Source organism: Streptomyces sp. NPDC093065 (genome assembly GCF_044754585.1).
In the GTDB taxonomy this organism is placed as follows: Bacteria; Actinomycetota; Actinomycetes; order Streptomycetales; family Streptomycetaceae; genus Streptomyces.
In genome coordinates this window covers 139,750-163,248 of sequence record NZ_JBIVPJ010000013.1, presented here as the reverse complement: position 1 = coordinate 163,248, position 23,499 = coordinate 139,750, and the positions used below count along the sequence as shown (strand labels likewise).

Here is a 23,499-nt window from a genome sequence, read left to right as displayed (position 1 = left end):
GACCGGGGCGTGGCCGCGCTCTTCTTGGCGGTTGGGAGCGGCCCGCCCCGGGGCTTGAAGGGTCAGCCCTCAGGCTGACGAGGTGCTGCGGCGTCGAGGGCCCGTGCGGCTGCGGCGACCAGGTCGTCGTGCAGGGGCGAGGTCGTACGGGGCTGGGCCTCGGCGGACTGCCGGACGGAGCTGTACGCGGCGAGCGCAGCGAGCACCGAGCCCGCCAGGTAGAGCAGCACGAGGTTGATGGCGGGCCGCTGCAGGTACTCGTGCCAGAACTCGGAGGCCTGCTCAATCGGCAGATGCGGCAGCACCTTGTCCTGGACCAGATGGTCGAAGCCGATCACCCACAGCGCCCAGCCGGCGAGTGCGGACTGCGCCGCCCAGCGCATGGGCGTAAGGCTCGCCAGCGTGTGCCACACGAAGACGGCCACCACGCCGGGAACCCGCAACAGGACCTTGGTGATGGCCTGGCCCCGGGTGAGCTTGCCCGCCACCCTGGCCGCGGCGATGTCGCCGTACACCCGGTGCGCGTACTCGTCGACCTTCCCGGCCGCCACGTCGTCGCGCTTCAGCACAGCCGGTGCGGGCGCCGCGGCCTTGTAGAGGTCGGCGATGTGCCGGTGGTAGTGCGGGGCGTTGAAGAGCCGGTGCCCGGCGTCGGCATGGTGCTGGATCTGTCGCTGCTCTTCATCGTCCAGTCGGTCGATGAGGGGTGTGGCGATGGCCTCGATGCGGGGTGTGAGCCCTTGGAGAGCGAGGGCGTTGAGCCACACGCGCATGGCCGGGTTGGAGGCGGAGGCGAGGTGGCCGGCCAGCCTCTCCAGCGGGTCCTGCTTGGTCTGTCCGACGTACCGGATGCTGCTGTCGCGGGGGTCGGCGAGGGTGTAGATGGTGCCGGTCTGCTGCTTGCTCATCGGGGTGTCTGGGCCTCTTCTGCCGGTGTGGTTGGGCCTGTGGCTGGCCTGTAGCTGGGGTGTAGTTCAGCAGGTCAGACGGGATGTAGTTCGGTCTTCTGCTGTTCCGGGGAGGGGGCGTCGGGGGAGGTTGCAGCCGGGGGCTGGAGGTCGTCTCGGTGGATGCCGACGGTGACCCCCAGGCCGCGCACTCGGACGCGCGCCCGAACGGGGATCCGCCAGCGCTCGAGGTGGGTGCGGAAGGTGGCCACGTCGAGGTCCTCGAACATGCCGTGGGCGTGGGCGTGGGCAAGGAGGTCTCGGAGGTGGACTCCCTGGGCCTCGCCGATGCGCTGCCAGATCCACTCGAGGGTGGCGGCACGGACGTCCTCAGGGGTGTGGTCTGCGGGGGGTTCGGCAGGGGTGTTGGTCGACGGTGCGGTGGTGTTCCTGCCCGCCCGCCAGGCGGTGATGATCCAGGTGCCGGTGAGGAGCCAGAGCAGGTTGGGGAAGGCGCGGATGAGGCGCCACAGGAGGTAGCCGCCGAGGGCGAGTAGGGCGAGGCGTGCCCAGCAGCCGAGGGCCGCTTGCCAGCCGGTGAGGTCGTCGCGGCGTGCGCGGCGTACCCAGGCGGCGGCGCGGGCGGCGAGGCGTCGGGCGAGGAGGGTGGAGCCGGTGGCGAGGCGGTCGGCGGTGGTGGTCAGGCGGGTCACAGGATGTTCGCCCCCTCGGCCAGCGCCTTGATGGCGTCGCCGATGCCGTTGAGTGCGCCGGGCAGCCAGTCGAGGGCTCCGGCGCCGCCGGCGGTGAGGGAGGCGACGGTGCCGACGAACGCCCCGCCCACGATGCGGCGGCGGTCCTTCTTGCCCGCGGCTTTCCAGGCGAGGCCGACGGCGAAGACGACGAGGGCGGCGACCAGGGCGCCGACGCCGATGAGGCCGGCCATCTGGCCGCCGCTGATCGTGTCGGTCTGGGTGGTGCCGGTCGCCGAGCGTCCGACGCTCTCACCTGCGCTGTTGGCGACGGCGCCGGTGCGCTGTCGGGCCCAGCCGAGGATGCCGCCCGGGCAGGCCGCGGCGGCGAGCGCGGCGGCGAGGCCCTTGCCGAACGGGAGGAGGAGCTTCATCTCCCGGTTGCCCGCCCACCAGGGGCGGAGGTTGGCGTAGAGGACGAGGAGGGCGGCGAGGAGGCCGCCGAGGCTGGCGGTGGTGGTGCCGGTCATCGCTGGACTCCGGTGAGCATGAGGATCGGGTCCCACCAGTCGAGGACGCCGAAGGCGCCCAGGGTGGCGGTGACGAACAGGAAGCGGGGTACGGCGCGGTGGGTGCGGCGGTCGAGGATCCAGGTCGCGGTGAGGGTGCCGGCGGCGACGACGTACGCGGCGAGGATCCCGGCCTCGAGGCGGAGCTGGTGGACGGCGGTGGACCAGAGGCCGACGGGGCTGTGTCCGGCGAGCCAGGGGGTGAGGGCGGCGAGGATCGCGACGACCATCCGCCAGGTGAACAGCCGCTCCCACAGCCGTTCCCACAAGCGCGGATCCGGTTCCGGATCGGGTTCCGCCCAGGTCAGAACCACCTCGTGGGTGTGGCGGATTTCGACCGGACGGGGATCCGGAGAGGACGGAACGGGCGGCGGAGGCGGGGTGCGCCAGGGCGGGAGTTCGCCGGGCTCGGGGGGCCGGGTGGGCAGCGGGGCGCCGGCCGGGATGACCCGGGTCGGGGTGACGGGGCGCGGGGTGGGCTCGTGCATGGCGGGGTCCTGGTGGCCGAAGGGGCGTGCGTGGACGGAGCGGAGGAGGGCGCGGGCGCGCAGCTCGTCACCCTCGGGCGACGGCTGCGCGGCCATCAGGCGCCGCGTTTGAGGTCGCGGAGGTAGCGGTCGACGCTGTCCGGGGAGACGGGCCGGCCGAGGCGGGCGGCGGCGTCCTGGAGGACTGCGTCGCGGTCGCGGATTCCGTCGTCCCAGGCGATCCGGACTGCGTCCTTCGTGGTCAGACCCCTACGGTCGGACGGGGTCGGACGGTCCGCGGACTCTCCGGACCGGTCCGGATCCGCGGATCCGGCGGATCCGGAATCCGCCGTGAGGGCCTGCCGCTCGGCCTCGACAAGGTGCTCGCCGCGTTGGAGGTCGCGCCGGATCGGGATCATGGCGAGCTGGCCGTCGACCTTCGCGCGGCGCGCCTCGACCCACTGCTGGGTGCGCGGGTCGAGGGGGCGGGCGTGTACGCGCATGGCCATGGACCAGCCGCCCTTGGCGAGCCCGGAGACCAGCGCGCCGACCGCGCCGATGACCCACTCCCCAGCGATGTGACCGTGCGCGAAGACCGCGGCCATGGACACGGCGAGCGCCCACTGGCCGGCGCGCTGCGCGGTCTTGGCCCGCTTGGGGTCGTAGCGCAGCAGCCACTCGACGCCCATGCACATGATCCAGGAGGCGTCGAAGGCGACGGCCGCGGCGTAGGCGACGACGGGGAGGGTGACCGTGGAGAGGAGGTCGCCGATGCTGGCGGTGGTCCAGACGAGGGACGCGGTGACGAGGACGCAGGCGCCGATGGTGACGGCGGTGCGTACAAGCTGGTCCCAGTCGCGGGGTGGTTCGGGGACGTCGATGTACTCGGTGTCGAGGACGAGTTCGGTGACGCCGTCGACGGTGTGAGGGACGAGGCGCTTGCGCTCGATCTGGCGGGTCTTCACGGTGCTCCTCCGGGAGCGGTCAGCGGCGGTGACGCGGGCGGCAGTGCCACGCGTACAGAGCGAGGACGGTGGTGACGAGGAACGGGCCGGGCTGCGCGGTGAGCAGGGCGGCGACGGCGCAGGTGGTGAACCCCCAGCGGGCGAGGGGGGACTGGAAGTGGCGGTGCATGAGGTGCTCCTTCAGCGGCCGGGCCCGCGGGCGGGGGCCACGGGCCCGGCCGGTCGGGGTCAGCCCTTCTTGCGGAGGCGCGGCGCGAGCTTGAAGAGGGACAGGCCGGCGGCGACCAGGGTGGTGCAGGCGACGATGACCGCGAGGGTGTTGAGGCCGGTGGCGGCGAGGGCTCCGGCCGCTCCGGCTCCGCCGATCTGCCCGCCGATGACTGCGTACATGGGTGTGCGTTCTCCTTGATCGTTGTGTGGTGTGCGCGGGGTCACGGGGTCAGGTGGCGACCCAGCGCTCCTCGCGTCTGAGGGCGAGGTCGATGAGGGCGCGGAAGTACACGGCGTGCTGGAAGAGGTCGTACGCCAGCTCAATGACGAGGACGGCGGCCAGGAGGCGGGAGCGCCAGCCCGCGCGCCAGACGGAGACGACCTTCTCGACGATGAAGATGGCGCCGATGGCGGTCCAGAACGGGTTGATGCCGAGCGCGCCGAGGTATGCGAGCTGCAGGGCCACGAACAGCAGGTAGAGGCCGAAGGCGAGGGCGCCGAGGCCCATCATGATCTGCTGTCCCCAGTAGCGGGCCGTGACCTTGGTGAGGCCGTAGGAGCGGAGGTTCTCGAGGGCGCCGCGCTGCCACCTGAGTCTCTGGTTCCAGAGGGCGGGCAGGCTGGTCATGACCTCGGTCGTCACCCGGCATGCTGCGGGGCTCATGGTGCGGTAGCCGAGGGTCTTGACGGCCTTGGTGATCTCGTCGTCCTCGGTGAGGGAGTCGATCGTGTAGTACGAGCTGCCGCCGGGCAGGCGTCCGGTCTCGCGTGCGGTCTTGATCTGCCGCAGGACCCGGACGCGGAACAGGCTGGCGGTGCCGGTGAGGACGACGGCGTGGTCGCCGCGGCGGCCGATCTCCCAGGCGTAGCGCTGGTACTCCATGCGCTGCAGCTGGCCGAGGAGGCCGCCGCCGGGCTCGCCGTAGAAGACGCCGCCGACGGCGCCGACCTTGCGGCGCATGCCGGCGGCGGCGTGCTCGACGAAGCCGGGGTCCAGGACGGTGTCGGCGTCCTGGATGAGGATCAGGTCCTGGTCGTCCAGCGTGGGCAGGATCTGGTCCAGGGCGTGGTTGAGGGCGCCGGCTTTCTTGCCCTTGATGTTGTGGATGTCGAGGACCCAGGCGCCGGCGTCGCGTGCCGTTTCGCGGGTGGCGTGCTGGTCGGTGCAGTTGTTGGTCACGGCGATGATCTCGTCCGGGACGCGGGTCTGTGCCTGCAGGCCGGCGATCGCCGCGGCGATCCGCTCGGCTTCGTTCCGGGCCGGGATCAGCGCGACGATCCGGGCCAGGGCGGGCGAGCGCAGGGTGAGCGTGGTCTCGGCCATGGTGCGCATCAGGCGGCCGCCTTCCCGGTCAGGCCCTGCGGGTGGGGGCGGGGCGGCCGGATGGGCAGCGGGCCCTTCGCACGGCCGTGGTCGGGCTCGGCCGCGACGGCCGCGAGCGGGCGGGGCTTGGTGCCGGGGTCGACCCAGGCGCCGCACTTCCCGCACACGAGCTGGGAGCCGCTCGTGCGCATCGGCTGGCCGCAGCACACCGGGGCCGCGCTCACTCGGTCACCTCGTGGGCGAGGGTCGAGGCGGCGGTGCGGAGCTGGGCGGCGTACTGGCGTCGGGTCAGGGCCACGTCGATCTCCGGCGCGTGCTTGCGCAGGGCGCGGAGGACGGGCGGGTCCATGGTGGTGGCCTGCAGCAGGGCGTGCCGTCCGAGGGTGGTGATCGTCGCGTTCGGGCGGTGGGTCTCGAGGCGGCCGGCCATCTCACCGAGCAGCTGCTGCACGATCGCCGTGGTGCTCTGGACCTTCGGCCGGGCGCACCGCGGGGTGCTCATCCCGGGGCTCTTCGAGGCGGCGCGGAGGCGGAGGGCGGCCTCGCCGCGGGTGATGTCGCCGGTCAGGTCGGGCATCGCAGTGGTGGCGCGGGCGACGCTGTCGTCGCGGACGGCCTGGGGGAGCTTGCCGAGGACGGCGTCGATGGCCATGGTCATTGCGAGACCGCCGGCGCGGTCGGTCATCGGCTCGGCCGGGTCCCGCTCGAGCAGCCCGGCCGTGAAGACCAGGACGCGCGCGGCGTAGGACGGCTGTTCGACCAGCTTGCGGAGGGCTTCGTCCATGTCGGGGGGCTGGGTAAGGTCGGGCACTGGGCCTGCTCCTTCGATCGCTTCGGGGTGGGTCCACCCCCGGCCCATATGGCGTTCCAGCGCCGGGCCGGGGGCTTTGTGCATCGGCAGTTGGACTGCTTGCTCAGCACTGTAGGGGTCCCCTACAGTGAGCGCAAGCGGCCCACCGGAATGAAGGGCCCGGGATGAGCGACGAGGAGGTGCGCCGCGTGACGGAAGCCGTCGAGGCGGTCGAGCAGATCGCGGACCGCGAGGAGCGGGTCAGAGCCAAGAGCCAGGTGATGGCCGCCCAGGCTGAACGCAATAAGACGTGGTCACAGGAGCGGGACGAGCTGATCCGTGAACTGTGGGATGGCGGGGAAGGGCTCTCGTACCGGCAGATCGCGGCGCGGCTCGGCGTGAAGCTGGCCACCGTGCAGGCCGTGTTCCGAGGCAAGGGCTCCGGGACCACCAGGCCGAAGGTCGGCAAGAAGTCGGAGGTGCAGGATGGATGACCTGGTGCAGTGGTTGCGCACGCAGCTCGACGACGACGAGCGCATCGCGCGCGCGGTCGGCCCCGAGCAGTGGCACCCGCGCTACGTGGACAGCGTGAATGACCAGCCGGACACGGCCATGGTGTCTCTGCCGGACGGCAGCGACGTCGCCGTGATGGAGCGCTATTCGTACGCGGACGCCGAGCACATCGCCCGCCATGATCCGGTGCGGGCGCTCGCCGAGGTCAAGGCGAAGCAAGGCGTACTACGCCAGTACACCGACCTGCGCGAGCAGGTCCGCAACCCGGTGAGCGCCGAGAACCGGTCGCGTGCGCGCGCCCTGCAAGGGGAGATCGGCGACGTTCTGCGGCTGCTTGCGCTGCCGTACGCGGACCGGCCCGGCTACCGCGACGAGTGGCGGCCGTAGACCGCGTGCGCCGAGGCCCCCGACCTTCAACGAGGCGGGGGCTTCGTCGTGCCCGAGCTACCGGCGGCGGCGAGTGGACAGAACGTAGTCGCCCGAGCTGGGCGACGCGGCGAACCCAGCCTGCAGCCGCTCGACGGCCTCCCGGCCGCTGGGCAACCCGACGGCCGGGATCTCATTGCGGTGGCGGCGCATGATCTGCCGCAGCGCGCGGGGGGCGACGGGGTACGGGCGGTGGGCCATGCCGGACAGGATGGCAGACGATCACCCGGGAGTTGGCCGGTCCGTCAACACGGTGGACCCGGACGCGTCGCCGTCATCCGCCGCCGCAAGGAGCTGATCAACCATGGCGTGCGCACGGGTCGGATCAGGCGAGATGTCCGCCATCTTCCGCAGACCTTCCTCGGTGGTGATGACAACCTGCTCATCGCCGTTGTGGTCGACGGACAGTTCGGTCTCGATGCCGTGACCTGCGTAGTACGCCTGCAACTCGGCGTTGGTCATCGGGCGGCCCTCGGCCATGTGCGAGTCCCTCCAGCGGGTGCGTGATTCGCTCTGCCGGGTGACTGTGGCAGGCGCACGACGGGGGTGTCCCGGAAGCTGACGTTATGGCCACCGACCGCCCTGTGATCGTGTACCCGCCCGATGAGTCCGGCGGCCGGCGCGTGCGGGTCGACGGGACGATCCTCGGCCTGGCGTACAGCACCCGGGACGTGGCTGCGTTCCTGCAGGAGGCTGGCCTGCAGGGCTGGGACGACCTCGACGTCGTACGGTCCAGGCTGATCGAGTGGCGTGGGGGCGGGCCAGACGTCTGGACGCACTGACCGGGCCGGGCGTACGGTCGTGGGGCATCACAGAGGGGGCACCCTCGACGGCCCGCCGCACCCTGCTGGGGACGGCGGGCCTCGTGCGCTCAGGGCGGCCCGGGTGGGCTCCCGTATCCCACCGGCACCGGCCGTAGCCGGCCTTCCGAACCGCCCTCTTCAGCGTGCCACGCCAGCGGTAGGCGTGCAGTAGTGGATGCGGAGGGTGTGGCGGCCGGCGGGGATGTCGTGGGTCTGGCCGGTGCAGTGTTTGGTGAGGCAGACGGCGCCGTGTTGGGCGACGTCGAGGCGTGCGGCGAGGGCGAGTTCTTCCCGGGTGTACATGGCGCGGCACTGGTCGTCCGAGCATTCGATGTACAGCTGGTGGTCGGTGGCGACGAGGGTCAGTCCGTCGCAGCGCGGGCACGGCTGAGGGACGGGCCGGCGCTGGGGGCGGAGGCGGGTGGTCGCACGGATCGTGCGCATCATCTGGTGGAGCTCGTCGCGCATGTCGCCGGCCCACGGCTGCCGGGTGGCCCAGTCGAGGATGTGGGGGTGGGCGAGCCAGGCGGCGAGGGCGGTGGGGGTGAGGGTGGGCGGGTTGAGGCGGCGGGTGTCGCAGATGGTGCGGGCCCAGGGGATGAGGACGCCGAGGATGGGGATCGTGCCGTGCTGGTCGGCGGCGGCCTGGCCGTAGGGGTCGTGGGTGGAGTCGGTCCAGGAGGCGGGGCCGAGGAGGTTGAGGATGTCGTCGCGGCCGGGGAGGGGTGCGGTGCGGTAGGCGGTGCGGCCGCCGGTGGAGGAGCCGGTGGTCTCCCGCTGGCGGGACGCCTCGAGGACGATGATCTGCCGGGGGAGTTCGACCTGGAGCCAGACGCCGATGAGGTGGATGCACGGGTCGCAGAGTTGCTGGCCGGTGGTGTGTTCGTGGTCTCGGAGACTGCGGGTGCAGGTGCCGGCGGCGCAGGGCGTGGCGGGGGTGGTGGTCACCGGGTGTCTCCCTTGCTGTGCTGGTGGTAAGGGTGTCGTGCGGCTACCGATGGGGTGCGCCTGGCCTGGGGAGGTCGAGAGGCGCGGCCCCTTCGTCGTGTTCAGTGACGGCCGCTGTACCAGGGCAGGGCCAGGCCGTCGTCGACTGCTCTGGGGATCAGGTGGAGGTGGAGATGCATGACGCTCTGCGTGGCGGGCTTCCCCTTGCTGGTGATCAGGTTGTAGGAGCCGAGCCCGGTGACGAGTTCGGCGGCGCAGCGCATGGTGGCGGCGGAGACGACGGGGTGGTCGACGAAGTCGCGGACGTGCTCGCGCGGCAGGACGAGCAGGTGTCCTTGGACGACGGGTTTCAGTGGGACGATCGCGATGGCCTCGGGCCATTCCTCGACGATCTCGGCGGGGGCGCGTCCGGCGATGATCTCGCAGAACGGGCAGGGCTCTTCGGGCATGGTCACTTCTCCGTGGTCTGGTCGGCGGGCTGGACGCGGTCGTTCGTGCACTGGTGCGGGGACTCGGCGGTCCACCCCTGGCCCCAGAGACGGCACCCGTCGCAGTGCTCCCAGCCCTCGGCCTTGATCTCGTGGTGCCGGTACGGGGTGCCGTCGGGGTGAGTGGGGCGCTCCCGCTGCTCGCGGGCGGGCGGCTGGATGGCGTTGTGGAGTTCGACGAGCCGCGTGTCCCACCAGCGGGACATCGACGTGCCGAGCGGCGGAGGCCCGGCGGCCACCCACTGCTCGTAGAGGTCGATGACGCGGGTGACGGTGTCCTCGGCCGCCCGGTGGAGGGCGGAGACGACGCGGACGGTGGTCTCCAGCTCGGCCGCTGTCATCCTCGGCGTCTCTGTGTGGCAGCCGCAGGTGCAGGGCGCCGCACAGAACTTGCACGCCGCGGGGGTCTTCGTGCCGGAGTGGCCGGTGTGGGACTGGCAGTAGGCGTGCTCGCCGTGGAGGCATCCGGTGGACAGGTAGACGTGGTTGTCGGTCGCTTCGGTCGCTGCCGGGGCGGGCTCGTCCAGCGCGCGCACGGTTGGACACGGCCAGGGCACGAGGTACTGGTAGCCGTCGCCGCCATCCTGGCTGCACGTTCGGCACTGCTGGCCGTCGTCGAATCCGGTGCCGTCCGGTTGAGGCTGGTGCAGGGCGCGTACCCGCTCGGTGGTGGCGAGCAGTTCGTCGACGCGGGCGATCGCGCCCTTGTGGCGGCGGGCGGTCTCCTCGAACAGGGCGCGGGACACGGTCTCTTCGGCCACCAGCGTGCCGGGTCCGGTGATGGCGCCCCGGATGCGTGCGGCGGTCTCGGCGTGGCTGGCGGTCCAGGGCGCGCCGGCGTGGATGGCGGCGGCGAGGTGGTGGACGCGGACGAGGGCGGCCTCGGCTTCCTCGGCGCGCCGTCGGGCGAGGCCGCGCTCGTACTCGGCGTCCGAGGCTCGCGTCTCCAGCTCGCGGATGCGGTAGCTCTCCCGGACGGGCGCGGGCTCGTCGGTGCCGATGGCTTCCCGGACGCGGTTCACCATGGTCTGGAGCGCGCTCACGCTGTCGCGCAGCTGCTCCATCTCCGTGGGCTCGGGCGGCTGCTCGGGCTTGGTCTCGTCGGTCACTTGGTCCTCCGTGCTGCGCGCTTGAGGGCGCGCCGAGTGGCTCGGTTCGGTCGGGGGTCGGGTGCGTCGTCGTCGACGAGCTGCTCGACGCGCACCAGCTCGGTCTGCCAGGTGACGCCCGGCCGGGGCGCGTGCTCCGGCCGGGGACTGGACGAAGGCGCGCTCACGCTGTGCTCCGTGGCTGCTGGTCGGTGTCGAGGAGGGCCGCATCCGATGCGGCCGCGTCGTGGAGGCGTTCATGGAGATCGGCCCGCCGGTCGCCCGCGCCCTGGGTCGACGCGGCGGCCCACAGGAGGAAGCCGGCGCCGACGAGGCCGGGGAGCGCGTACCAGGGGTGCCAGGTGAGGGAGTAGCCGGCGGATGCGGCGGACAGGAATGCGCCGGTCTGGCAGGCGCGGGCGGTTCTCTCGGCCGGGGTCACGGCTGCTCGCCGCTGATCAGGTCCCGGATCGCGTCGATGGCGACCTGCGCGGCCTCCTGTGGAGAGATGGCGGCCATGCGTCCTTCGGCCCCGTTGAGGCCGTACACCTCGGTCAGGGCCTTCTCGATGCGGGTCTGTGCGTCGGCGAGGCGGGTGCGTTGGCAGCAGGCCCGGTCCTGGGTGTGGACGTTGTGGTCGTGGAAGGCGGCGACGATCGCGGGGTCGTCGAGGAACTCCTCCAGGGACTCGTCTTCGGTGTCCCAGTCGCCGTCTTGGAGTTCGCTGATGAGGTCGCCGAGGACTTTCCGCTTGGTGGCGTCGTCGGCGCCGGTTTCGATGAGGGCGCGGGCGACGGGGTTGAAGATGCGGTTGGCGCTGTTCCAGCCCATGGTGTGGTGCCTTTCGGGTGGGGCCCCGGCCGGGTGGGCCGGGGCGAGGGTTCAGGCGGCGTCGTCGATGTCGGTCAGATGCTTGGCGTAGGAGCGGCTGTGTGCCCGTGTAAGGCGCCAGGAGGGGCGCGGGCGACTCTCGGGACGTATGAGCCGCCATACGGCCCGTACAGCGGCGTACACGGCCACGGTGAGGGCTTCGAGGGCGAGGACGAGGGCGGTGGCGATGAGGGTGGCCCAGATGAGGACGGCGATACCGAGGGACCAGAGGGCGTCGAGGGCTTCGGTGATGATCACTTCGGCTGCGCCCCGTCCTGCCGCGCCCCGGCGGCGGGCTCGTCGCCTTCGGGCAGCCAGGGCAGTTCTTGGCCGTAGACGTGGGCCCCGTTCCAGCCACGGCAGTCGTGGCAGCCGTCCGGGAACGTCATGTCGGTGGCGCCGGTCCAGTGGCGGTCTTCGGGGTGGCCGCACCAGCAGCCGGTCTCGGTGGCTGCCGTCTCGTCGGCCACACGACGCAGCACGGTCATCACGTCGTAGGCGCCCTGTTCGCGCTCGATCTCGTGCTGCTCGTGCCGCTTGATGGCCACCCGCTCCGCCACGTCGGCGGCTTCGCGGAGGACGGCGGCCCGGTCGATGCGGAGCCGCTTCACCTCGGCCTCGGCGCGGTCGCCCCGCTGCTGCCAGGCGTAGCGCTCCTCGGCCATCTCCTGGCGCTGAGCGAGCAGTCGGCGGGAGATGGCCCGCTCGCTCTCCAGCTCGGCGTCCGCGACGGCCATCACGGCGTCGACCATGTGCTGCCCGTCGTCGAGGACCCAGCCGTCCGCCTCGCTGATCGCCGCCTTGTACCGGGCGCGGCGGTCGGGCGCGGCGTCCGTGTCGGAGTCGTGGCGGGTGGTCGCGGCCTTGCCCCAGACGAGGCGGCCCTGCTCACCGTGCGCTGCCTGCCGGGCCGTCTCGGCGTCGGCGTGCGTGGTCGTGTAGCCGAAGTGCCGGTGGTGCACCGTCACGGCGCCGTCCGGCCAGACGATGCCGTCGTGCGTGGGCACCGACCCGTCCGAGGCGTCGAGCCACAGCACGAAGGTGTCGTGGCGGGTGGTCGCGGGCAGCACGGCGGCGAGGACGGCGTCCACGTGCTTCTGGTAGTCGTGCGGCTCCAGGTCCTCGTAGCTGAATTCGTCGGCCTCGGCCAGCACGCGGCGCAGCGTCTCGCGGAGCGCGGTCTGATCGGCGGGCGCGGCGACCTGCTGCCGCAAGGCGGCCAGCTGCTCGTCGACCGCCACAGCCTGGGCGTGGAGCGCGACACCGTCGCGGCGGAGCCTGTCGGCCTCGGCGACCAGGGCGTCGTACTCGGCGCGGCCGACGGGCGCGGGCAGCACGGCCAGCACCACATCCACGAAACCGTCGGTCTCAGCGTCCACTCCGTACCGCTCCAGGAACCCGTGGCCCCAGCCGCAGGCGCGGGCGTCCTCGTCGGCCAGCGCCTTGGCAATGCGGTCGCGGAGCGGGGTCTGGTCGACGGGCGCCGCGTCCTCAGCCTCAGCGCGCAGCCAGGGCCACTCCCGGTACAGGACCGTCAGGACGTGGTCGGCCTGCTCCCGGCGGTGCGCCACGGGCGGCACGGCGTCGATCTGGCCGAGGGCGTTCACGATCTCGTCGCGGAGTCCGGGTCGCTGGGTCGGGGTGGTCTGGTCGGCGGACGGCAGCGGCACAGCCGGGACGGCCGGGCACTCGTCGGCCGGGTGCGACTGACGCATCGACTTCGCCGACGACCAGTGGTGCTGGTCGCACGCCTCCGTCACCTCGTCCTGGATGACGAGCCCGCACGGGGCTTTCGGGCAGGGGCAGGCGGCTTCGATGTCGGTGGCCATGCCACGGAACGAGCGGCCGATGTGGTGGCCGGCGGTGGTGGGTTCGGTCATCGGGTTCTCCTGGTGGGTGGGTAGGGTTCGGGTACCGGCCGCCCGCGCACTTCGACTGCGCAGGCGGCCGGCTGGCGTGGTCAGGCGGACGTGTCGAGTCCGCGCGGCACCAGCCCGTGCTCGCGGAAGACCCGCTCCACAGCGAGGCGGACAGCGGACTCGATCTCGTCGCACACCTCGGGCTTGATCCCCGGAAGGTGGGCGATCTGCACGGCGAGGTCCCAGCCGCTGCCGGTGACATACCAGCCCATGGAGACGGTGCGGGTGAGTCCTGCGGCGCCGAGGCTGACGGCCCACTCGGACACGTCGGCCGCGCCCTGGATCAGGTCGTGGATCTTCCGCTGCGCCTCGCCGAAAGCGGTGTAGTCCTCGTCGTCCCCGGTCTCGTCCTCGACGACGAGGAGCTGCTTCCAGGTGCGGGCGCTGCCGTCCTCGGTGGTCTCGACAGATGGGACCCAGGCGTATTCCATCTGTTCGCCGACGCCCATGAGGTCGGGGTCGTCGGTGAGGGTGGCGTGCTGGCGGGCGGCTTCGGCGCGGAGGTCGTTGTCGGTGTACGGGTGGTCGGTCATGTTCGCTCCTGGTGGTGTGGGTGTCGGATGGTGTGCGGCGGTAGGCGGTTTCGGGGCCACCGGTCCCTCTGTGGGCGCGGCTCCGGCGTAACCGGGTGGGCCCGCTAAGGGGCCTGCGTGCCCGCCTGACGGCCTTGGGGGTCGTCTGTGGGTCGTTGGGCGTCTGGGGTGCCGACGGCGCGGCAGAGGGCCTGCCAGTGGTCGTCTTGCTGCTGCCGAGACCAGGGGCACGGTCGGGGCGCGGGTTCGGGGCGGGTGGGGATGGTTTCGGCGGTCAGCCGCTCCAGGGGGCTCACAGCGCGCCCCGCAGTCCGGCTGCCAGCTGCTCGTCGGTGCCGCGGTCGAAGAGGTCGTTGAAGTCGATGAACCCGGTGGCCTCTTCGATCTCGCGGGCGCGGGACCAGTCGCTGACGCACAGCCAGATGACGGGCGGTTCGGTCTCGTCCCAGGGCTGCTGTTCGCGCTGGTAGCGGAAGACCATGCGGGTGTGGCCGCATCCGGCGCAGGTGCCACGGTGGGCGGTGCCGAGGCGGAGGGCGTTCTCCTGCCGGTCGAGTTCGGCTTGGACGTCGGCCCACGTCGCGGCGCAGCGGTCGCAGTTGCCGGGGCGGAGGATCGAGCCGTGCGGGGGCTGGACGGGGAAGCGGTGCTTGCAGAGGGAGAGCTTCATGGGGGTCTCCGGGTGTGGTGTGGCGGGTACGGTGCGGGGCAGACCCGGCCGGATAGCTCCCGGCCGGGTCGCCGCGTTCACGGGGTGGGCCGGTTGGCCAGCTCCAGCAGCACCGCGGCGTGGCAGTGATCCGGCTGACCGTCGGCGGGGAGCGGGCACCAGCACATGAGGTCCCGGCCCTGCAGTTCCTCGGCGACCGTGGCGCGCAGCTCCGGCTGGCTGGACAGCCACGCCCGGAACCAGACGACGGAGACACGGCGGGCCTCGGTCTCGTTGGTGCTGCCGAAGATGACGTCTCCGGTGCGGGAGTCGACGACGGCGTGGGTGGGGCCGCACCGCTTGAGGGCGTACGGGTTGCCCCAGCGGGTGCCGCGGCCGACGTACACGGCGCCGTCGGGGGCGCGCCAGCCCTTCGTGCGGCGGCGCTGGATCCGGCGGGGCTGTTCGGTGAGGTGGTCGGTCACGGTGCGCTCCTGTGGGTGGCGTGTTGGGTGGTGTTTGGTTTCGTGCGGTAGGGATCGTTTGTGCGCGGGGCTGGCCGTATCCGGATGAGCGGGCGCTTAGCTGCTGCTGTTCTGTCCGGGTCGTTTGGCGTTGGGGGTGCCGACGGCGTTGCAGAGGTCGCGCCAGTGGGCGTCTTGTTGCTGTCGGCTCCAGGGGCAGGGTCTTGGTGCGGGTGTGGGGCGGGTGGGGACGGTCTCGGTCGCGAGTCGGTCGAGGGTGCTCATGCGGTCTCCGTCTCGGTGGTGGGCTGGGTGTGTTCGGTCCAGGCGGTGATGCGGGCGTTGTGGCTGGGGATGGCGATGCGGCGGCCGGTGGGGGTGGTGCAGCGTTGGCCGGGGCTGGCTGCGCACCAGGGGCAGCGGATGGCCCACTCGGGGTGGTCGGCCGTCACGAGACGTCCTCGGCCTCATCGAGGGGCCATTCGTCTGTGGTGAACGGCGTCCCGAGGTCCGGCATGGCGAAGGCGCTCCCGAACCCTCCGGTCCCCTCGACGAACCGCAGCTCGCGGTCGACGGCCCGGTACGCCCGCTCCTTCTCCAGCGAGTGCTGGCAGACGCGGCATCGCCACGGCCGGCGGAGCGTGATCCACTGACTGCGGAAGCAGCGGGGGCAGGCTGCGTAGTACGCGGATGGACCGTGTGGTGTCTCCCAGTTGGCGTATCCGCAGGACGGTCGGCGGCCGGGATGTGTCGGGTCGGGCGGGAGCTGCTGCCGCCCGAGGAGGACGAGTTCTCCGCCGGGCCAGCGGCAGGTGCATCCCTCGGTGCAGTGGCAGGCGCGGGTCTGAGCGAGTTCCACGGCCTTCTCGACGCGGGGGATGTTGGGCCCCTTGGCTTCGATCCAGGTGCCGAGTTCGGGCAGCCAGAAGTCGGGGATGTAGACGGCCCCAGAGGGCAGCGTGAGGGTCTCGGGCTCGTACTCCCAGCTGATGTGGTTGGCGTCGAGGGTGGCGGCCCAGTCGGCTTCGAGGCGGGAGCGGAACGTGGTGCCGCGGTAGATGGTGGGGACGGCTTCGATGCTGGGGGTGTCGTCGGTCACGAGACGCTCCGGAGTCCGCGGCGGAGGTCGGGGCCGTCGAGGCGGACGACCGTCGCGGTCTGCGCGAGGCGCGATGCGAGCCGGTCACCGAGGCGGGTCACGAGGTCGGTGCTCGCGCCGCCGTCGTGGGCGCGGACGGGGAAGTTGGTGGTGATGATCAGCGGGAGGCACTCGTTGTACCGCTCGTTGATCAGCCGGAACGTGGCTTCCTCGGTCCACTCGGAGAGCTTCTCGGTGCCGAGGTCATCGAGGAGGAGCAGCGGCACCCGGCACAGGCGCTTCAGCTCGGTCTCGGTGCCCTTCTCCGAGCCACCCGGACGCAGCCGGCCGTACATGTCGGGGGCGGTCATCGCGATCATCTCGAAGCGCCGCGGTCCTGCCTCGGCGATCCGGCGGAGCGCGCCGTACGCCTGGTGGGTTTTGCCGGTGCCGATGCCGCCGGTGAGGACGAGGAACCCGGCCTGCCGGATGTCGTCGGCGGCGGTGTCGGCCCAGCCGGTCACCTGCGGGTCGGTTGCGGTGGCGTCCTGGTAGCGGCGGGGAGCGGCGGTGCGCCAGCGGGAGACGGCGAACTCGGCGCGCTGGCGGCGGTGGTACTCGGGGTGCCCGGGGTCGTCCGGCGTGGGGGCGTCGTCGATGGGTCCGGCGGTGACATGGGGTGCGTGTTCGGCGATGCCGGCCATGAGGCGGGCGAGCATGGAGGGTCGCTGTTCGGCGAGGGTCTGGGGCTCGGTCATGGTCGCTCCTTAGAAGCCGAGGTCGTTTTCGTAGGCGGAGGGGTCGGGTTGCTTGTAGGGCTGCCAGCCGCCGGAGACGGCACGGAGCGGCGGTCGGCTGGTGCCGGGGGCGGGGAGCGGGGGGAGTTCGCTCCAGCCGCGGATGAAGTACTTGGCGGAGTCGACGTCTGTGCGGGCGGCGGCTCGGACTGCGTAGTCGACGAGGGCGGGTACGCCGGTCTTCTCGATGAGGGCGAGAACGGGGAACCAGGCGTTGCCGGTGAAGGGCCAGCGGACGATGACGCCTGCGGCGGTGAGTCCGTCGACGAGGGGGCGCGCGGCTTCTGGGATGCCGAAGCCGTGACGGTCGGGGGCGGGCTCCTCGTGCTTGCTTGCTGAGGGGGTAGTTGAGGAGGGGTGAGGAGTAGGTGTCAGGGATTTCCTGACACTGAGGTCAGGGATTCCCTGACACTGAGACGCGTCAGTGTCAGGGATTTCCTGACACTGGGGGTTCGGGTCAGTGTCAGGAGTTTCCGGACGCTGAGAGTCGTCAGTGTCAGCGTTTCTCTGACACTGAGAAGGGGGTTCAGTGTCCGCATTTTCCTGACACTGAGGGGTTGTGAAAGGCGGGATCTTGTACTTGGCGGCGCCGTTCTTCTGGCCAGCCGCGAGCTTCTCCAGGGCGCCTTTGGCGACGAGGGTCTTGAGGACGGCGTAGAGCTGGGCGCGGCTGATCTTGGCGCCGCGCAGGACTTCGGGGCGCTCCACGCTGTTCCACGTCGTGCGGGTCACGTCGTTGGCGTCCTCGGCCAGGACGACGAGGAGGAGCTTCTCCCGGTGTGTCAGGGCCTCGGGTGCGCTGGTGAGCACCTCGACGATCAGGCGGATTCCCACGAAGGTTCTTCTCTCGGTCGTGCTGGTCAGGGCATGGCTGTGAGACCCCCAGTTCAGGGTGGCTTGGCGCACTCCCTGAGATGAGAATACCGTTCGCATACGCAGACCGCGAGCGTCATTGGCGTACGCGTAGCGCGACCGTGACAAGCTGTGCCACCATGAGCGGCATGAGTGACGCCGAGGAGGAGATCAAGGCCGCAGCGCGGAAGCGGCAGCGGTCGAAGGCTGCGTTCGACCGTGACGATGCGGTGCTGCGTGAGCTGTTCGTGAAGTGGCGGGCGGCCGGCGTTGGCCCGTCCGACATGGCGCGCTGGTCGGGGATGACGCGCGAGTGGGTTGCGAAGATCGCTCCGAAGTCCTGACACCGTCTCCTCCTCTCTCTTCCCGGGGCCCCGCACCGTGCTGGTGCGGGGTTTCGTCGTGCGGCCGGTCAGCTGTAGTCGTGCAAGACCAGCCAGGACGGCTCGGGATGGGACTCGTGGCCGAGGCGGACGGCTGTGTCGTGGAGGACGGTGTTCCAGACCGGCAGCTCGTACCGGCGGTAGTCGTCCGCGGTCACCTGCGCGAAGCCGGCGGGCTCGACCTGGTCGCAGATCGCGAGGAGGAACAGCCGCTCGAAGTCGCCAAGGAACAGGTGCTGGATACGGCCGAGGCGTTCGCCGTCGGGCTGGTTGGCGAGGACGTCGTCCAGGCGCTCGAAGTCGGTCGTCGCGGGGACCTCGAAGCCGTAACCGCGGTAGACGGAGTGGTGGAGTCCCATCAGGCGACCGTCTTCCGGATGCCGCCGCCGCGGGTGCGCAGCTGCACGCCGGCCTCCAGCAGCAGCGCCCTGGTGGCCCCGTACGAGCGGCCGATCTGGATGGCGACGGAGCGGATCGTGCAGCCCTGGACGTACAGGTCGGCGGCCTGCTGTGCCGTGGTGGTGCGGGCGGTGCCGCGGAGCTGCTGGCCCGGCTTCGGCAGGGCGGGGGTCTGGTCGGTCACGTGGTGGTTCCGTTCTGGTAGGCGTCGGCCGCGTCGGCGGCCTGTTGGGTGAGGGCGGTTTCGGCGCAGACCTTGTGCGCCGGGGCCTTCTTCGAGTCGCGGAGGTGGGTGTCGAGCCCGCAGTAGCGGCAGGGGCGGGCTTGCTCGTAGTCCCAGTGCGCGGAGTTCCGCCAGTCGAGGAGCTGGCCCGGCTGGTACTCCGGTTCGGGCGGTGGGGCGCGTCGGCGCCGGCCGCCGCTCACGCCGCAGCCCCGAAGATCTGCTCGTACAGGGCGTCGGACTGCCGCATCGGCTCGTCCGTCGTGCAGGCCGGGCGGATGCAGCGGGGGACGTCGCAGCTGGGCAGGACCCGGCCGACCGGCGGGCGCCCGTGCTCGATCTCGAAGGCGATGCGGCGGGCGGACCAGTCGATACTGCGGTACTTGAGGACGGGGAAGGTCCCGGCGCGGTGGTAGCCGGTCCACACGAGGTGCTCCCCGTCCGGTCCCGCGGGCCGGGTGTGGGTGGCCCAGGCCTGTTCGCGGGTGAGGGTGGTGCCGCGGGCGGCTTCGGGGAGGCCGAGTTCGCGGCGGATGCGGCCGACGCGCTTGGGGTTGGTGTGGAGGGTGCGGCCGATGGCGCGGTCGGAGAGGCCTTCGCGGAGGAGGGGGATGATGTCGGCGCGGGGCACGCCGTGCGGTCCGGGCATCAGGCCGCCACCTCCAGCGCGGGCGCCGTGTGCCGGTCGATGTCCTCGCCAGTGATCGCTTCAACGAGGGCGCAGACGAGGACTTCGGCGGCGTTCGGGGTGACGGCGTTGCCGTACTGGCGGACCTTCTCCCGCTTGTTGCCGAGCACCACGTAGCTGTCCGCGAAGCTCATCGCGCGGCCGATCTCGTGGGGCTCCAACATGCGGAACAGCACGTCGTCGATGTCGACCTCGCCCCGGACGAGGGCGTACCGGTCGCGGGTCGTCAGCGCGCCGATCGGCTCGTTCACGGACCGCGGGGCGCCGTTGCCGTAGTACGGGACGAGCATGTGCTCCCACGTGAGGAGCGACTGGTGCCCGGCCGTCGTCATCGTCCGGAACGGTTCGGCCGGCGTGGTGCAGTGCTCGCCGCCGTCGGCCTTGCTGCCGTTGTTCCGCATCACCATGGCGGGCAGCGGCGGGGCGATGAAGCCGTGATGATTCCCGCCCGCCGTGACCGAGTGCAGCGGCACGTCGATCGAGCGGGCCCGCTCCGAGTCGCCACCGCCACGCAGCGGGATGATGAACGGGTCGAACCCGCCGGGCAGCCATGCCAGGCCGGTCTCGTTCCGCGTCGTCATCGCGCGCAGCGGGCCGTGCGCCGACGCGGCGCTCTTCCCGTCCCGGCCCTCGACGGGGACCATCAGCGGCGGCACCATCAGCGCGTCGTTCTCACGGGTGGTCCGCGCGGCCATCGGCTCCCCGACAGAGACGGCCGCGTCCCGCCAGGTACCGCCGGCCGGGACCATCATCGGCACGGGGCGGGCGAACTTCTTCAGCCCGGCCTCGATCCGCTTCAGCGTCTTGTCGGCGAGCGGCTTGGCCCGGTCGCCAATCCGCTGCCCGGGGATGGACCAGTCGATCGCGGCGGCGGCAGGCAGGGCCTCCGGTTCGACGACCTGGTTCCGGCAGGAGGTGTTCGGGCAGCGGTAGACGTACTGCTGCCGGTAGCGGCCCATGTCTCGCTTCGGGTCCTTGAACACCTGCATCGCCTGGACGTAGGTGTTGCAGCCGGAGCACCAGGCGCGGGGGCGCAGCCACTTGTCCCAGTCCGGGGTACGGCCCAGCGACTCGTGCCAGTAGCCGACGTACAGACGGTCGCGGGACTGCGGCGCAGCGTGCACCGACCGCGGGTTCGCGTGCATGCTGTTGAGCGCGATGATCCGGGTGCGGTAGCCGAGCTTGTGGATCTCGCCGATCCACCGGTCCCACTGGTCCCAGGCCCGGACGTCGGTGACGTTCTCGACGATGCCGGCCTTCACCAGCCCGCCGCGCTCCTGGACGCCTCGCAGGTACAGCGGGACTTCCTCCATCAGCGCGCGGGACTCTTCCTCGGCGGATGGCTCGTCGTCCTCGTCGACTGCGGCGAGCAGGTCGAGAAGGCTGCCCTGCATGGCCCCGGCGAAGTCCCGCTTCCTGCCCTTCGCGACAGACCAGTTGGTGCACTCGGGACTGGCCCAGAACAGGTCGCACACGGGCCAGTCCCAGACGGGGGCCTTGCGGATGTCGCCTTGGTAGTGGCTGGTCGTCGGGAAGTTCGCGGCGTGCGACTCGATCGCGAGGCGCCAGTGGTTCGCGGCTCGCTCGACTCGTACACCGGGGATGGCGTGGACGCCCTGGGAGGAGCCGCCGGCGCCGCAGAACCAGTCCATGACCGTGAGCTCGTCGTCGTGGTGGTAGGTCATCGGGCCTGCACCGCCTCGCGGTCGGGCCACTGGCAGCCGGCCAGCGCCGCACGCTGCCGGTCCGGCACCGAAGCCAGCGGGCGGCCCAGCCACTCGTAGCCGATCGCGGCGAGAGCGAACGCGTCGCACTCGTCCGCGGCGCCCGGCCCTTCGAAGGTCCGGCCGAAGGTCTGCTCGGCGGCGGCCCGCATCGTGGCCTTCGACGCGGCACCGTGGCCAGCGAAGTACAGCTTCAGCGTGGACGGCGGGACGACCGCGTACGGGATCTCGCGGCGCCACAGCCAGTGCTGCACCATGATCCGCAGCCCGGCCAGTTCCTCGTGCCCGCCCTGGCCGCCGTGTCCGAATGAGGCGCCTTCGAGGACGACGAGGTCTGCGGCCTTCAGGAAGGACCCGATCTCCTGCATGAGGAAGGCGAGGCGGGGGTGGCCGCGCAGGGCGGTCTTGGGCTTGATGTAGTCGGTCCACTCGGCGGACCCGATCCCGGTGCAGCGGAGGGACAGATCGCCGCCGATGACCAGGGCGGGCCGGGGCCCGACCACCGTGCTGGTGGTCGGGGCCTCGACGTCGAACAAGGCGGTCACTGGGCAGCCTCCACGGGGTCGTTGTGGCATTCGGTGCAGCGGATCCCGCCGAGGCGGAGGCGGAGCTGGAGGGTGGGCCGGTCTTCGGCCGGGCAGTACGCCTCGAACTGGTCGAGGGCCTCGACAGGGCGGAGCAGTCCGGTGTCGGCGGGCGTGCGCGGCGCGCGGTGCCGGCCGGTCGGGCGGACGGAGCGGGCGATCGCGGTGAGGCCGACGGCGACGGTGAGCCCGGCGCCGGTCATGGCGGTGACGAAGTCGCTCACGCCGCACCCCCGCACTTGCAGTTCGCGTTGGCCGCGGTGACCTCCGAGAGGCGCCGGTCCAGGGCCTTCGCGTGGTCCCGGGCCGCACGCAGCTCGCTCGACGGCCGAGGGTGGCGGGCGCCGCCCTCCGGCGGGCGCGGGTCCGCGGCGGCCTCCGCCTTCCGCAGCTCCTCGTGCAGCTCGGCGACGCGGGCCTGGGAGGCGACGAGGTTGGTGCGGGTGGCGTCGAGCTGCTGCTGGAGGATGCTGATGCGGCGGTCGCGGGACCAGACGGCGAGCATCCAGCGGGCGGCGCCCTTCGCGAGGGCTTGGAGCCGTGTCTCCAGCTGGGTGACGTAGGCGCCCTCGGCGCTGTCTTCCAGGCGGCGGGTCAGCTCGGAGTTCCGTCCGGCGAGGCGCCGGTTGGTGGCGTCGGCCTCGACGAACTTCTCGGCGGCCGTACGCGCGGCGGCCTTCGCGACGTTCCGGTCCTCGAGGAACTGGTCGCGCTCGCCGCGCAGGCGCTCGCGGTCGGCCTTCACTGCGATCAGCTCGGCCTCGACACGACGACGGGACACGAACGGCCACCTCATGCCGCACCACCGATCGCGGTCTGCACGTCGTAGTGCCGGCCCAGCTCAGCCCACGCCGTCTCGAACAGGTCGAGGTCCCGGTGCGTGTACACGGCCACATCCCGGTGCACGCCGTTGATGGGCCGCTTCACCTTCTGTGGTGGCTTCCCGTACCGCGCCCGGTACAGCGTCGCCACGGTCTGGCCCAGCTTCACCCGCGCCGACCGCAGCTGAGCGCCGGTGACGCCGCGCTCGCCGAGGAACTCGTCAGCGGTGATCGTGATGTCCGCCGGGTCGATGTCCGGCTCCTCGCCGTTCATCCGCGCCAGCTCGGTGCGCGCCATCGCCTGGACGTAGGAGTCGTTGACGAGGCCGAACTGCTTCGCGACGCCCATGGCGGACAGCCGCTCCTGCGCGAGCCGGGCCCGCTCCACACCGTCGAGACGCTCGCGGAGATCGGCGACCTGCTCCCGGGTGGCAGCCGGGTTCACCGCACCGCCCCGCGTCCAGTACGCCTCGACGGCCGCCGTGGTCTCCCGCTGGTAGGCGATCAGCGTCGGCCGCGCGGACTCGGCGACCTTGTTCTCGTTGACGGTGGCGAGCCACATCAGGAAGGTGCGGACGTCGACCGCGGCCATCTGCCGCGTCTTGCCGTCATCGGCAACTGTGGGGATATCCCTACGGTTGGCCCACGACCGCTCGCGGATCTTCCGGAGCTGGGTGGAGTAGTCGAGCCCGATCGCTTCGACGGCCGGGCGGAAGACGACGTGCGGCTCCCCGTCGACCATGACGGTGTCGATGGCGCCAGCCGACAGCTCGATGCGTGCGATCTCGGTGCTCATTCGGCACCGCCCGCGGTCAGCTCCGGAAGCGCCACGCCCGCGAGGCGGCCCTCGCGCCAGGCCTGCATGACCTGCTCCCGACCGTCCTTCTTGAACCGCAGGCTGTGCGTTCGCGCCCGCGCCGGAGCGATCGCCACCCCCGGCACCTCGTGGATCACACCCGACTCCGGGTCCGCCCACTCCAGCCCGCCAGCCGCCGTCAGCGCACCGAGAACCTTCTCCCGGAACGCGCCCCGCACCTCGGTGACGAACCGGCGCTCCACCTCCGTGCCGTAGTTCGCGACGACCCAGGCGGTGAACGCCTCGTCGTCGATGACCTTCGCGGCGGCCTCACCAGCGGACAGACTGACGGTGGCGATGTCGCCGCCGTCGGGCAGGCTCGCGGCGACCTGCCGGGCGCCGGTCTCCTCGGCCGCGGTGTCGAGGAGCTGCTGCGTCTCCGAGCGGGCGGCCTTGTAGGCGTCGTTGACGACGTCGAGGAGGGTCTTCAAGTAGGCCTCGCGGGCCGCTGCGTCCTTGAGGGACATGTGGTCTCCTTGCTGAGCGGGG

The 23,499-nt window shown here is 71.8% G+C and carries 40 protein-coding genes; 4 read left to right on the top strand and 36 right to left on the bottom strand.

The window, feature by feature from the left end:
- Positions 1 to 62 precede the first annotated feature (62 nt).
- From ACIQFU_RS23060 to ACIQFU_RS23015, 10 genes are all read right to left on the bottom strand, one after another.
- A complete protein-coding gene (locus tag ACIQFU_RS23060) occupies positions 63 to 908 on the bottom strand; it encodes a hypothetical protein (RefSeq protein WP_402554010.1) in 846 nt (281 codons plus the stop codon).
- Between the two features lie 74 nt (positions 909 to 982).
- Positions 983 to 1,600: a hypothetical protein gene (locus ACIQFU_RS23055; protein ID WP_402554009.1), complete on the bottom strand. Its 618-nt coding sequence runs from the start codon at positions 1,598 to 1,600 to the stop codon at positions 983 to 985.
- Positions 1,597 to 2,109: a hypothetical protein gene (locus ACIQFU_RS23050; RefSeq protein ID WP_402554007.1), complete on the bottom strand. Its 513-nt coding sequence runs from the start codon at positions 2,107 to 2,109 to the stop codon at positions 1,597 to 1,599. Before ACIQFU_RS23050 ends, ACIQFU_RS23055 begins: the two co-directional genes overlap by 4 nt.
- Positions 2,106 to 2,732: a hypothetical protein gene (locus tag ACIQFU_RS23045; RefSeq protein WP_402554006.1), complete on the bottom strand. Its 627-nt coding sequence runs from the start codon at positions 2,730 to 2,732 to the stop codon at positions 2,106 to 2,108. Before ACIQFU_RS23045 ends, ACIQFU_RS23050 begins: the two co-directional genes overlap by 4 nt.
- The gene (locus ACIQFU_RS23040) at positions 2,732 to 3,580 is read right to left on the bottom strand and encodes a protein transporter Sec31 (protein WP_402554004.1); all 849 of its coding nucleotides are present in this window, start codon (positions 3,578 to 3,580) and stop codon (positions 2,732 to 2,734) included. The genes ACIQFU_RS23045 and ACIQFU_RS23040 overlap by 1 nt, the downstream gene beginning before the upstream one ends.
- A 19-nt stretch (positions 3,581 to 3,599) precedes the next feature.
- A complete protein-coding gene (locus ACIQFU_RS23035; RefSeq protein WP_402554002.1) occupies positions 3,600 to 3,749 on the bottom strand; it encodes a hypothetical protein in 150 nt (49 codons plus the stop codon).
- Between the two features lie 59 nt (positions 3,750 to 3,808).
- The gene (locus tag ACIQFU_RS23030) at positions 3,809 to 3,970 is read right to left on the bottom strand and encodes a hypothetical protein (protein ID WP_402554001.1); all 162 of its coding nucleotides are present in this window, start codon (positions 3,968 to 3,970) and stop codon (positions 3,809 to 3,811) included.
- A 49-nt stretch (positions 3,971 to 4,019) separates the two neighbouring features.
- Entirely contained in the window at positions 4,020 to 5,123 is a 1,104-nt protein-coding gene (locus ACIQFU_RS23025; protein ID WP_402553999.1) for a glycosyltransferase, read from the bottom strand.
- Positions 5,123 to 5,338 (bottom strand): hypothetical protein, encoded by a 216-nt coding sequence (locus ACIQFU_RS23020; RefSeq protein WP_402553997.1) that lies wholly within the window; start codon positions 5,336 to 5,338, stop codon positions 5,123 to 5,125. The genes ACIQFU_RS23025 and ACIQFU_RS23020 overlap by 1 nt, the downstream gene beginning before the upstream one ends.
- Positions 5,335 to 5,925, bottom strand: coding sequence for a hypothetical protein (locus ACIQFU_RS23015; protein ID WP_402553995.1), 591 nt, complete (start codon positions 5,923 to 5,925; stop codon positions 5,335 to 5,337). The genes ACIQFU_RS23020 and ACIQFU_RS23015 overlap by 4 nt, the downstream gene beginning before the upstream one ends.
- A gap of 164 nt (positions 5,926 to 6,089) precedes the next feature.
- On the opposite strand from ACIQFU_RS23015, the gene ACIQFU_RS23010 reads away from it, so the two are divergent.
- On the top strand, positions 6,090 to 6,398 hold the full coding sequence (locus ACIQFU_RS23010; RefSeq protein ID WP_402553994.1) for a hypothetical protein: 309 nt from the start codon (positions 6,090 to 6,092) through the stop codon (positions 6,396 to 6,398).
- The gene (locus tag ACIQFU_RS23005) at positions 6,391 to 6,804 is read left to right on the top strand and encodes a DUF6221 family protein (protein WP_402553992.1); all 414 of its coding nucleotides are present in this window, start codon (positions 6,391 to 6,393) and stop codon (positions 6,802 to 6,804) included. Before ACIQFU_RS23010 ends, ACIQFU_RS23005 begins: the two co-directional genes overlap by 8 nt.
- Before the next feature lie 261 nt (positions 6,805 to 7,065).
- On the opposite strand, the gene ACIQFU_RS23000 is transcribed toward ACIQFU_RS23005, so the two are convergent.
- A complete protein-coding gene (locus tag ACIQFU_RS23000) occupies positions 7,066 to 7,323 on the bottom strand; it encodes a hypothetical protein (RefSeq protein ID WP_402553990.1) in 258 nt (85 codons plus the stop codon).
- Between the two features lie 86 nt (positions 7,324 to 7,409).
- On the opposite strand from ACIQFU_RS23000, the gene ACIQFU_RS22995 reads away from it, so the two are divergent.
- Positions 7,410 to 7,625 carry a hypothetical protein gene (locus tag ACIQFU_RS22995; protein WP_402553988.1) on the top strand — a complete coding sequence of 72 codons (216 nt, stop codon included), beginning with the start codon at positions 7,410 to 7,412 and terminating at the stop codon, positions 7,623 to 7,625.
- Positions 7,626 to 7,784: 159 nt separating this feature from the next.
- On the opposite strand, the gene ACIQFU_RS22990 is transcribed toward ACIQFU_RS22995, so the two are convergent.
- The 15 genes from ACIQFU_RS22990 to ACIQFU_RS22920 form a co-directional block, all read right to left on the bottom strand.
- A complete protein-coding gene (locus ACIQFU_RS22990; protein WP_402553987.1) occupies positions 7,785 to 8,594 on the bottom strand; it encodes a hypothetical protein in 810 nt (269 codons plus the stop codon).
- Between the two features lie 101 nt (positions 8,595 to 8,695).
- On the bottom strand, positions 8,696 to 9,043 hold the full coding sequence (locus ACIQFU_RS22985) for an HIT family protein (RefSeq protein WP_402553986.1): 348 nt from the start codon (positions 9,041 to 9,043) through the stop codon (positions 8,696 to 8,698).
- Positions 9,044 to 9,045: 2 nt separating this feature from the next.
- Positions 9,046 to 10,191 carry a hypothetical protein gene (locus ACIQFU_RS22980; protein ID WP_402553984.1) on the bottom strand — a complete coding sequence of 382 codons (1,146 nt, stop codon included), beginning with the start codon at positions 10,189 to 10,191 and terminating at the stop codon, positions 9,046 to 9,048.
- Positions 10,188 to 10,358: a hypothetical protein gene (locus ACIQFU_RS22975; RefSeq protein WP_402553982.1), complete on the bottom strand. Its 171-nt coding sequence runs from the start codon at positions 10,356 to 10,358 to the stop codon at positions 10,188 to 10,190. The genes ACIQFU_RS22980 and ACIQFU_RS22975 overlap by 4 nt, the downstream gene beginning before the upstream one ends.
- On the bottom strand, positions 10,355 to 10,612 hold the full coding sequence (locus ACIQFU_RS22970; protein ID WP_402553980.1) for a hypothetical protein: 258 nt from the start codon (positions 10,610 to 10,612) through the stop codon (positions 10,355 to 10,357). The genes ACIQFU_RS22975 and ACIQFU_RS22970 overlap by 4 nt, the downstream gene beginning before the upstream one ends.
- Complete coding sequence (locus ACIQFU_RS22965) at positions 10,609 to 11,001, bottom strand: hypothetical protein (RefSeq protein ID WP_402553978.1); 393 nt, start codon at positions 10,999 to 11,001, stop codon at positions 10,609 to 10,611. The genes ACIQFU_RS22970 and ACIQFU_RS22965 overlap by 4 nt, the downstream gene beginning before the upstream one ends.
- A gap of 51 nt (positions 11,002 to 11,052) precedes the next feature.
- Positions 11,053 to 11,298 carry a hypothetical protein gene (locus ACIQFU_RS22960; RefSeq protein ID WP_402553976.1) on the bottom strand — a complete coding sequence of 82 codons (246 nt, stop codon included), beginning with the start codon at positions 11,296 to 11,298 and terminating at the stop codon, positions 11,053 to 11,055.
- A complete protein-coding gene (locus ACIQFU_RS22955; protein WP_402553975.1) occupies positions 11,295 to 12,920 on the bottom strand; it encodes a hypothetical protein in 1,626 nt (541 codons plus the stop codon). Before ACIQFU_RS22955 ends, ACIQFU_RS22960 begins: the two co-directional genes overlap by 4 nt.
- Before the next feature lie 80 nt (positions 12,921 to 13,000).
- Positions 13,001 to 13,492, bottom strand: coding sequence for a hypothetical protein (locus ACIQFU_RS22950; protein ID WP_402553973.1), 492 nt, complete (start codon positions 13,490 to 13,492; stop codon positions 13,001 to 13,003).
- A gap of 292 nt (positions 13,493 to 13,784) precedes the next feature.
- On the bottom strand, positions 13,785 to 14,162 hold the full coding sequence (locus tag ACIQFU_RS22945; RefSeq protein ID WP_402553971.1) for a hypothetical protein: 378 nt from the start codon (positions 14,160 to 14,162) through the stop codon (positions 13,785 to 13,787).
- 77 nt (positions 14,163 to 14,239) lie between these two features.
- Entirely contained in the window at positions 14,240 to 14,626 is a 387-nt protein-coding gene (locus ACIQFU_RS22940) for a DUF4326 domain-containing protein (RefSeq protein ID WP_402553970.1), read from the bottom strand.
- 260 nt (positions 14,627 to 14,886) lie between these two features.
- Positions 14,887 to 15,057, bottom strand: coding sequence for a hypothetical protein (locus ACIQFU_RS22935; RefSeq protein ID WP_402553968.1), 171 nt, complete (start codon positions 15,055 to 15,057; stop codon positions 14,887 to 14,889).
- The gene (locus tag ACIQFU_RS22930) at positions 15,054 to 15,704 is read right to left on the bottom strand and encodes a hypothetical protein (RefSeq protein WP_402553966.1); all 651 of its coding nucleotides are present in this window, start codon (positions 15,702 to 15,704) and stop codon (positions 15,054 to 15,056) included. Before ACIQFU_RS22930 ends, ACIQFU_RS22935 begins: the two co-directional genes overlap by 4 nt.
- Positions 15,701 to 16,441 carry an ATP-binding protein gene (locus tag ACIQFU_RS22925; protein ID WP_402553965.1) on the bottom strand — a complete coding sequence of 247 codons (741 nt, stop codon included), beginning with the start codon at positions 16,439 to 16,441 and terminating at the stop codon, positions 15,701 to 15,703. Before ACIQFU_RS22925 ends, ACIQFU_RS22930 begins: the two co-directional genes overlap by 4 nt.
- Before the next feature lie 9 nt (positions 16,442 to 16,450).
- A complete protein-coding gene (locus ACIQFU_RS22920; protein WP_402553964.1) occupies positions 16,451 to 17,314 on the bottom strand; it encodes a hypothetical protein in 864 nt (287 codons plus the stop codon).
- Between the two features lie 167 nt (positions 17,315 to 17,481).
- Here ACIQFU_RS22920 and ACIQFU_RS22915 point away from each other — a divergent pair, with 167 nt between their 5' ends.
- On the top strand, positions 17,482 to 17,676 hold the full coding sequence (locus ACIQFU_RS22915; protein WP_402553963.1) for a hypothetical protein: 195 nt from the start codon (positions 17,482 to 17,484) through the stop codon (positions 17,674 to 17,676).
- Between the two features lie 68 nt (positions 17,677 to 17,744).
- On the opposite strand, the gene ACIQFU_RS22910 is transcribed toward ACIQFU_RS22915, so the two are convergent.
- Genes ACIQFU_RS22910 through ACIQFU_RS22865 form a run of 10 tightly spaced genes read right to left on the bottom strand, consistent with a single transcriptional unit; the run spans position 17,745 to position 23,477 of the window.
- Positions 17,745 to 18,074: a hypothetical protein gene (locus ACIQFU_RS22910; RefSeq protein WP_402553962.1), complete on the bottom strand. Its 330-nt coding sequence runs from the start codon at positions 18,072 to 18,074 to the stop codon at positions 17,745 to 17,747.
- Positions 18,074 to 18,298: a helix-turn-helix domain-containing protein gene (locus ACIQFU_RS22905; protein ID WP_402553961.1), complete on the bottom strand. Its 225-nt coding sequence runs from the start codon at positions 18,296 to 18,298 to the stop codon at positions 18,074 to 18,076. The genes ACIQFU_RS22910 and ACIQFU_RS22905 overlap by 1 nt, the downstream gene beginning before the upstream one ends.
- On the bottom strand, positions 18,295 to 18,540 hold the full coding sequence (locus ACIQFU_RS22900; RefSeq protein WP_402553960.1) for a hypothetical protein: 246 nt from the start codon (positions 18,538 to 18,540) through the stop codon (positions 18,295 to 18,297). The genes ACIQFU_RS22905 and ACIQFU_RS22900 overlap by 4 nt, the downstream gene beginning before the upstream one ends.
- A complete protein-coding gene (locus ACIQFU_RS22895; RefSeq protein WP_402553959.1) occupies positions 18,537 to 18,986 on the bottom strand; it encodes a hypothetical protein in 450 nt (149 codons plus the stop codon). The genes ACIQFU_RS22900 and ACIQFU_RS22895 overlap by 4 nt, the downstream gene beginning before the upstream one ends.
- Positions 18,986 to 20,710 (bottom strand): DNA cytosine methyltransferase, encoded by a 1,725-nt coding sequence (locus ACIQFU_RS22890; protein WP_402553958.1) that lies wholly within the window; start codon positions 20,708 to 20,710, stop codon positions 18,986 to 18,988. Before ACIQFU_RS22890 ends, ACIQFU_RS22895 begins: the two co-directional genes overlap by 1 nt.
- The gene (locus ACIQFU_RS22885) at positions 20,707 to 21,294 is read right to left on the bottom strand and encodes a hypothetical protein (protein WP_402553957.1); all 588 of its coding nucleotides are present in this window, start codon (positions 21,292 to 21,294) and stop codon (positions 20,707 to 20,709) included. The genes ACIQFU_RS22890 and ACIQFU_RS22885 overlap by 4 nt, the downstream gene beginning before the upstream one ends.
- Positions 21,291 to 21,557: a hypothetical protein gene (locus tag ACIQFU_RS22880; RefSeq protein WP_402553956.1), complete on the bottom strand. Its 267-nt coding sequence runs from the start codon at positions 21,555 to 21,557 to the stop codon at positions 21,291 to 21,293. The genes ACIQFU_RS22885 and ACIQFU_RS22880 overlap by 4 nt, the downstream gene beginning before the upstream one ends.
- Positions 21,554 to 22,114, bottom strand: coding sequence for a hypothetical protein (locus ACIQFU_RS22875; protein WP_402553955.1), 561 nt, complete (start codon positions 22,112 to 22,114; stop codon positions 21,554 to 21,556). The genes ACIQFU_RS22880 and ACIQFU_RS22875 overlap by 4 nt, the downstream gene beginning before the upstream one ends.
- Positions 22,115 to 22,125: 11 nt before the next feature.
- Positions 22,126 to 22,950 carry a phage antirepressor N-terminal domain-containing protein gene (locus ACIQFU_RS22870; protein ID WP_402553953.1) on the bottom strand — a complete coding sequence of 275 codons (825 nt, stop codon included), beginning with the start codon at positions 22,948 to 22,950 and terminating at the stop codon, positions 22,126 to 22,128.
- Positions 22,947 to 23,477: a hypothetical protein gene (locus tag ACIQFU_RS22865; RefSeq protein ID WP_402553951.1), complete on the bottom strand. Its 531-nt coding sequence runs from the start codon at positions 23,475 to 23,477 to the stop codon at positions 22,947 to 22,949. The genes ACIQFU_RS22870 and ACIQFU_RS22865 overlap by 4 nt, the downstream gene beginning before the upstream one ends.
- Positions 23,478 to 23,499 lie beyond the last annotated feature (22 nt).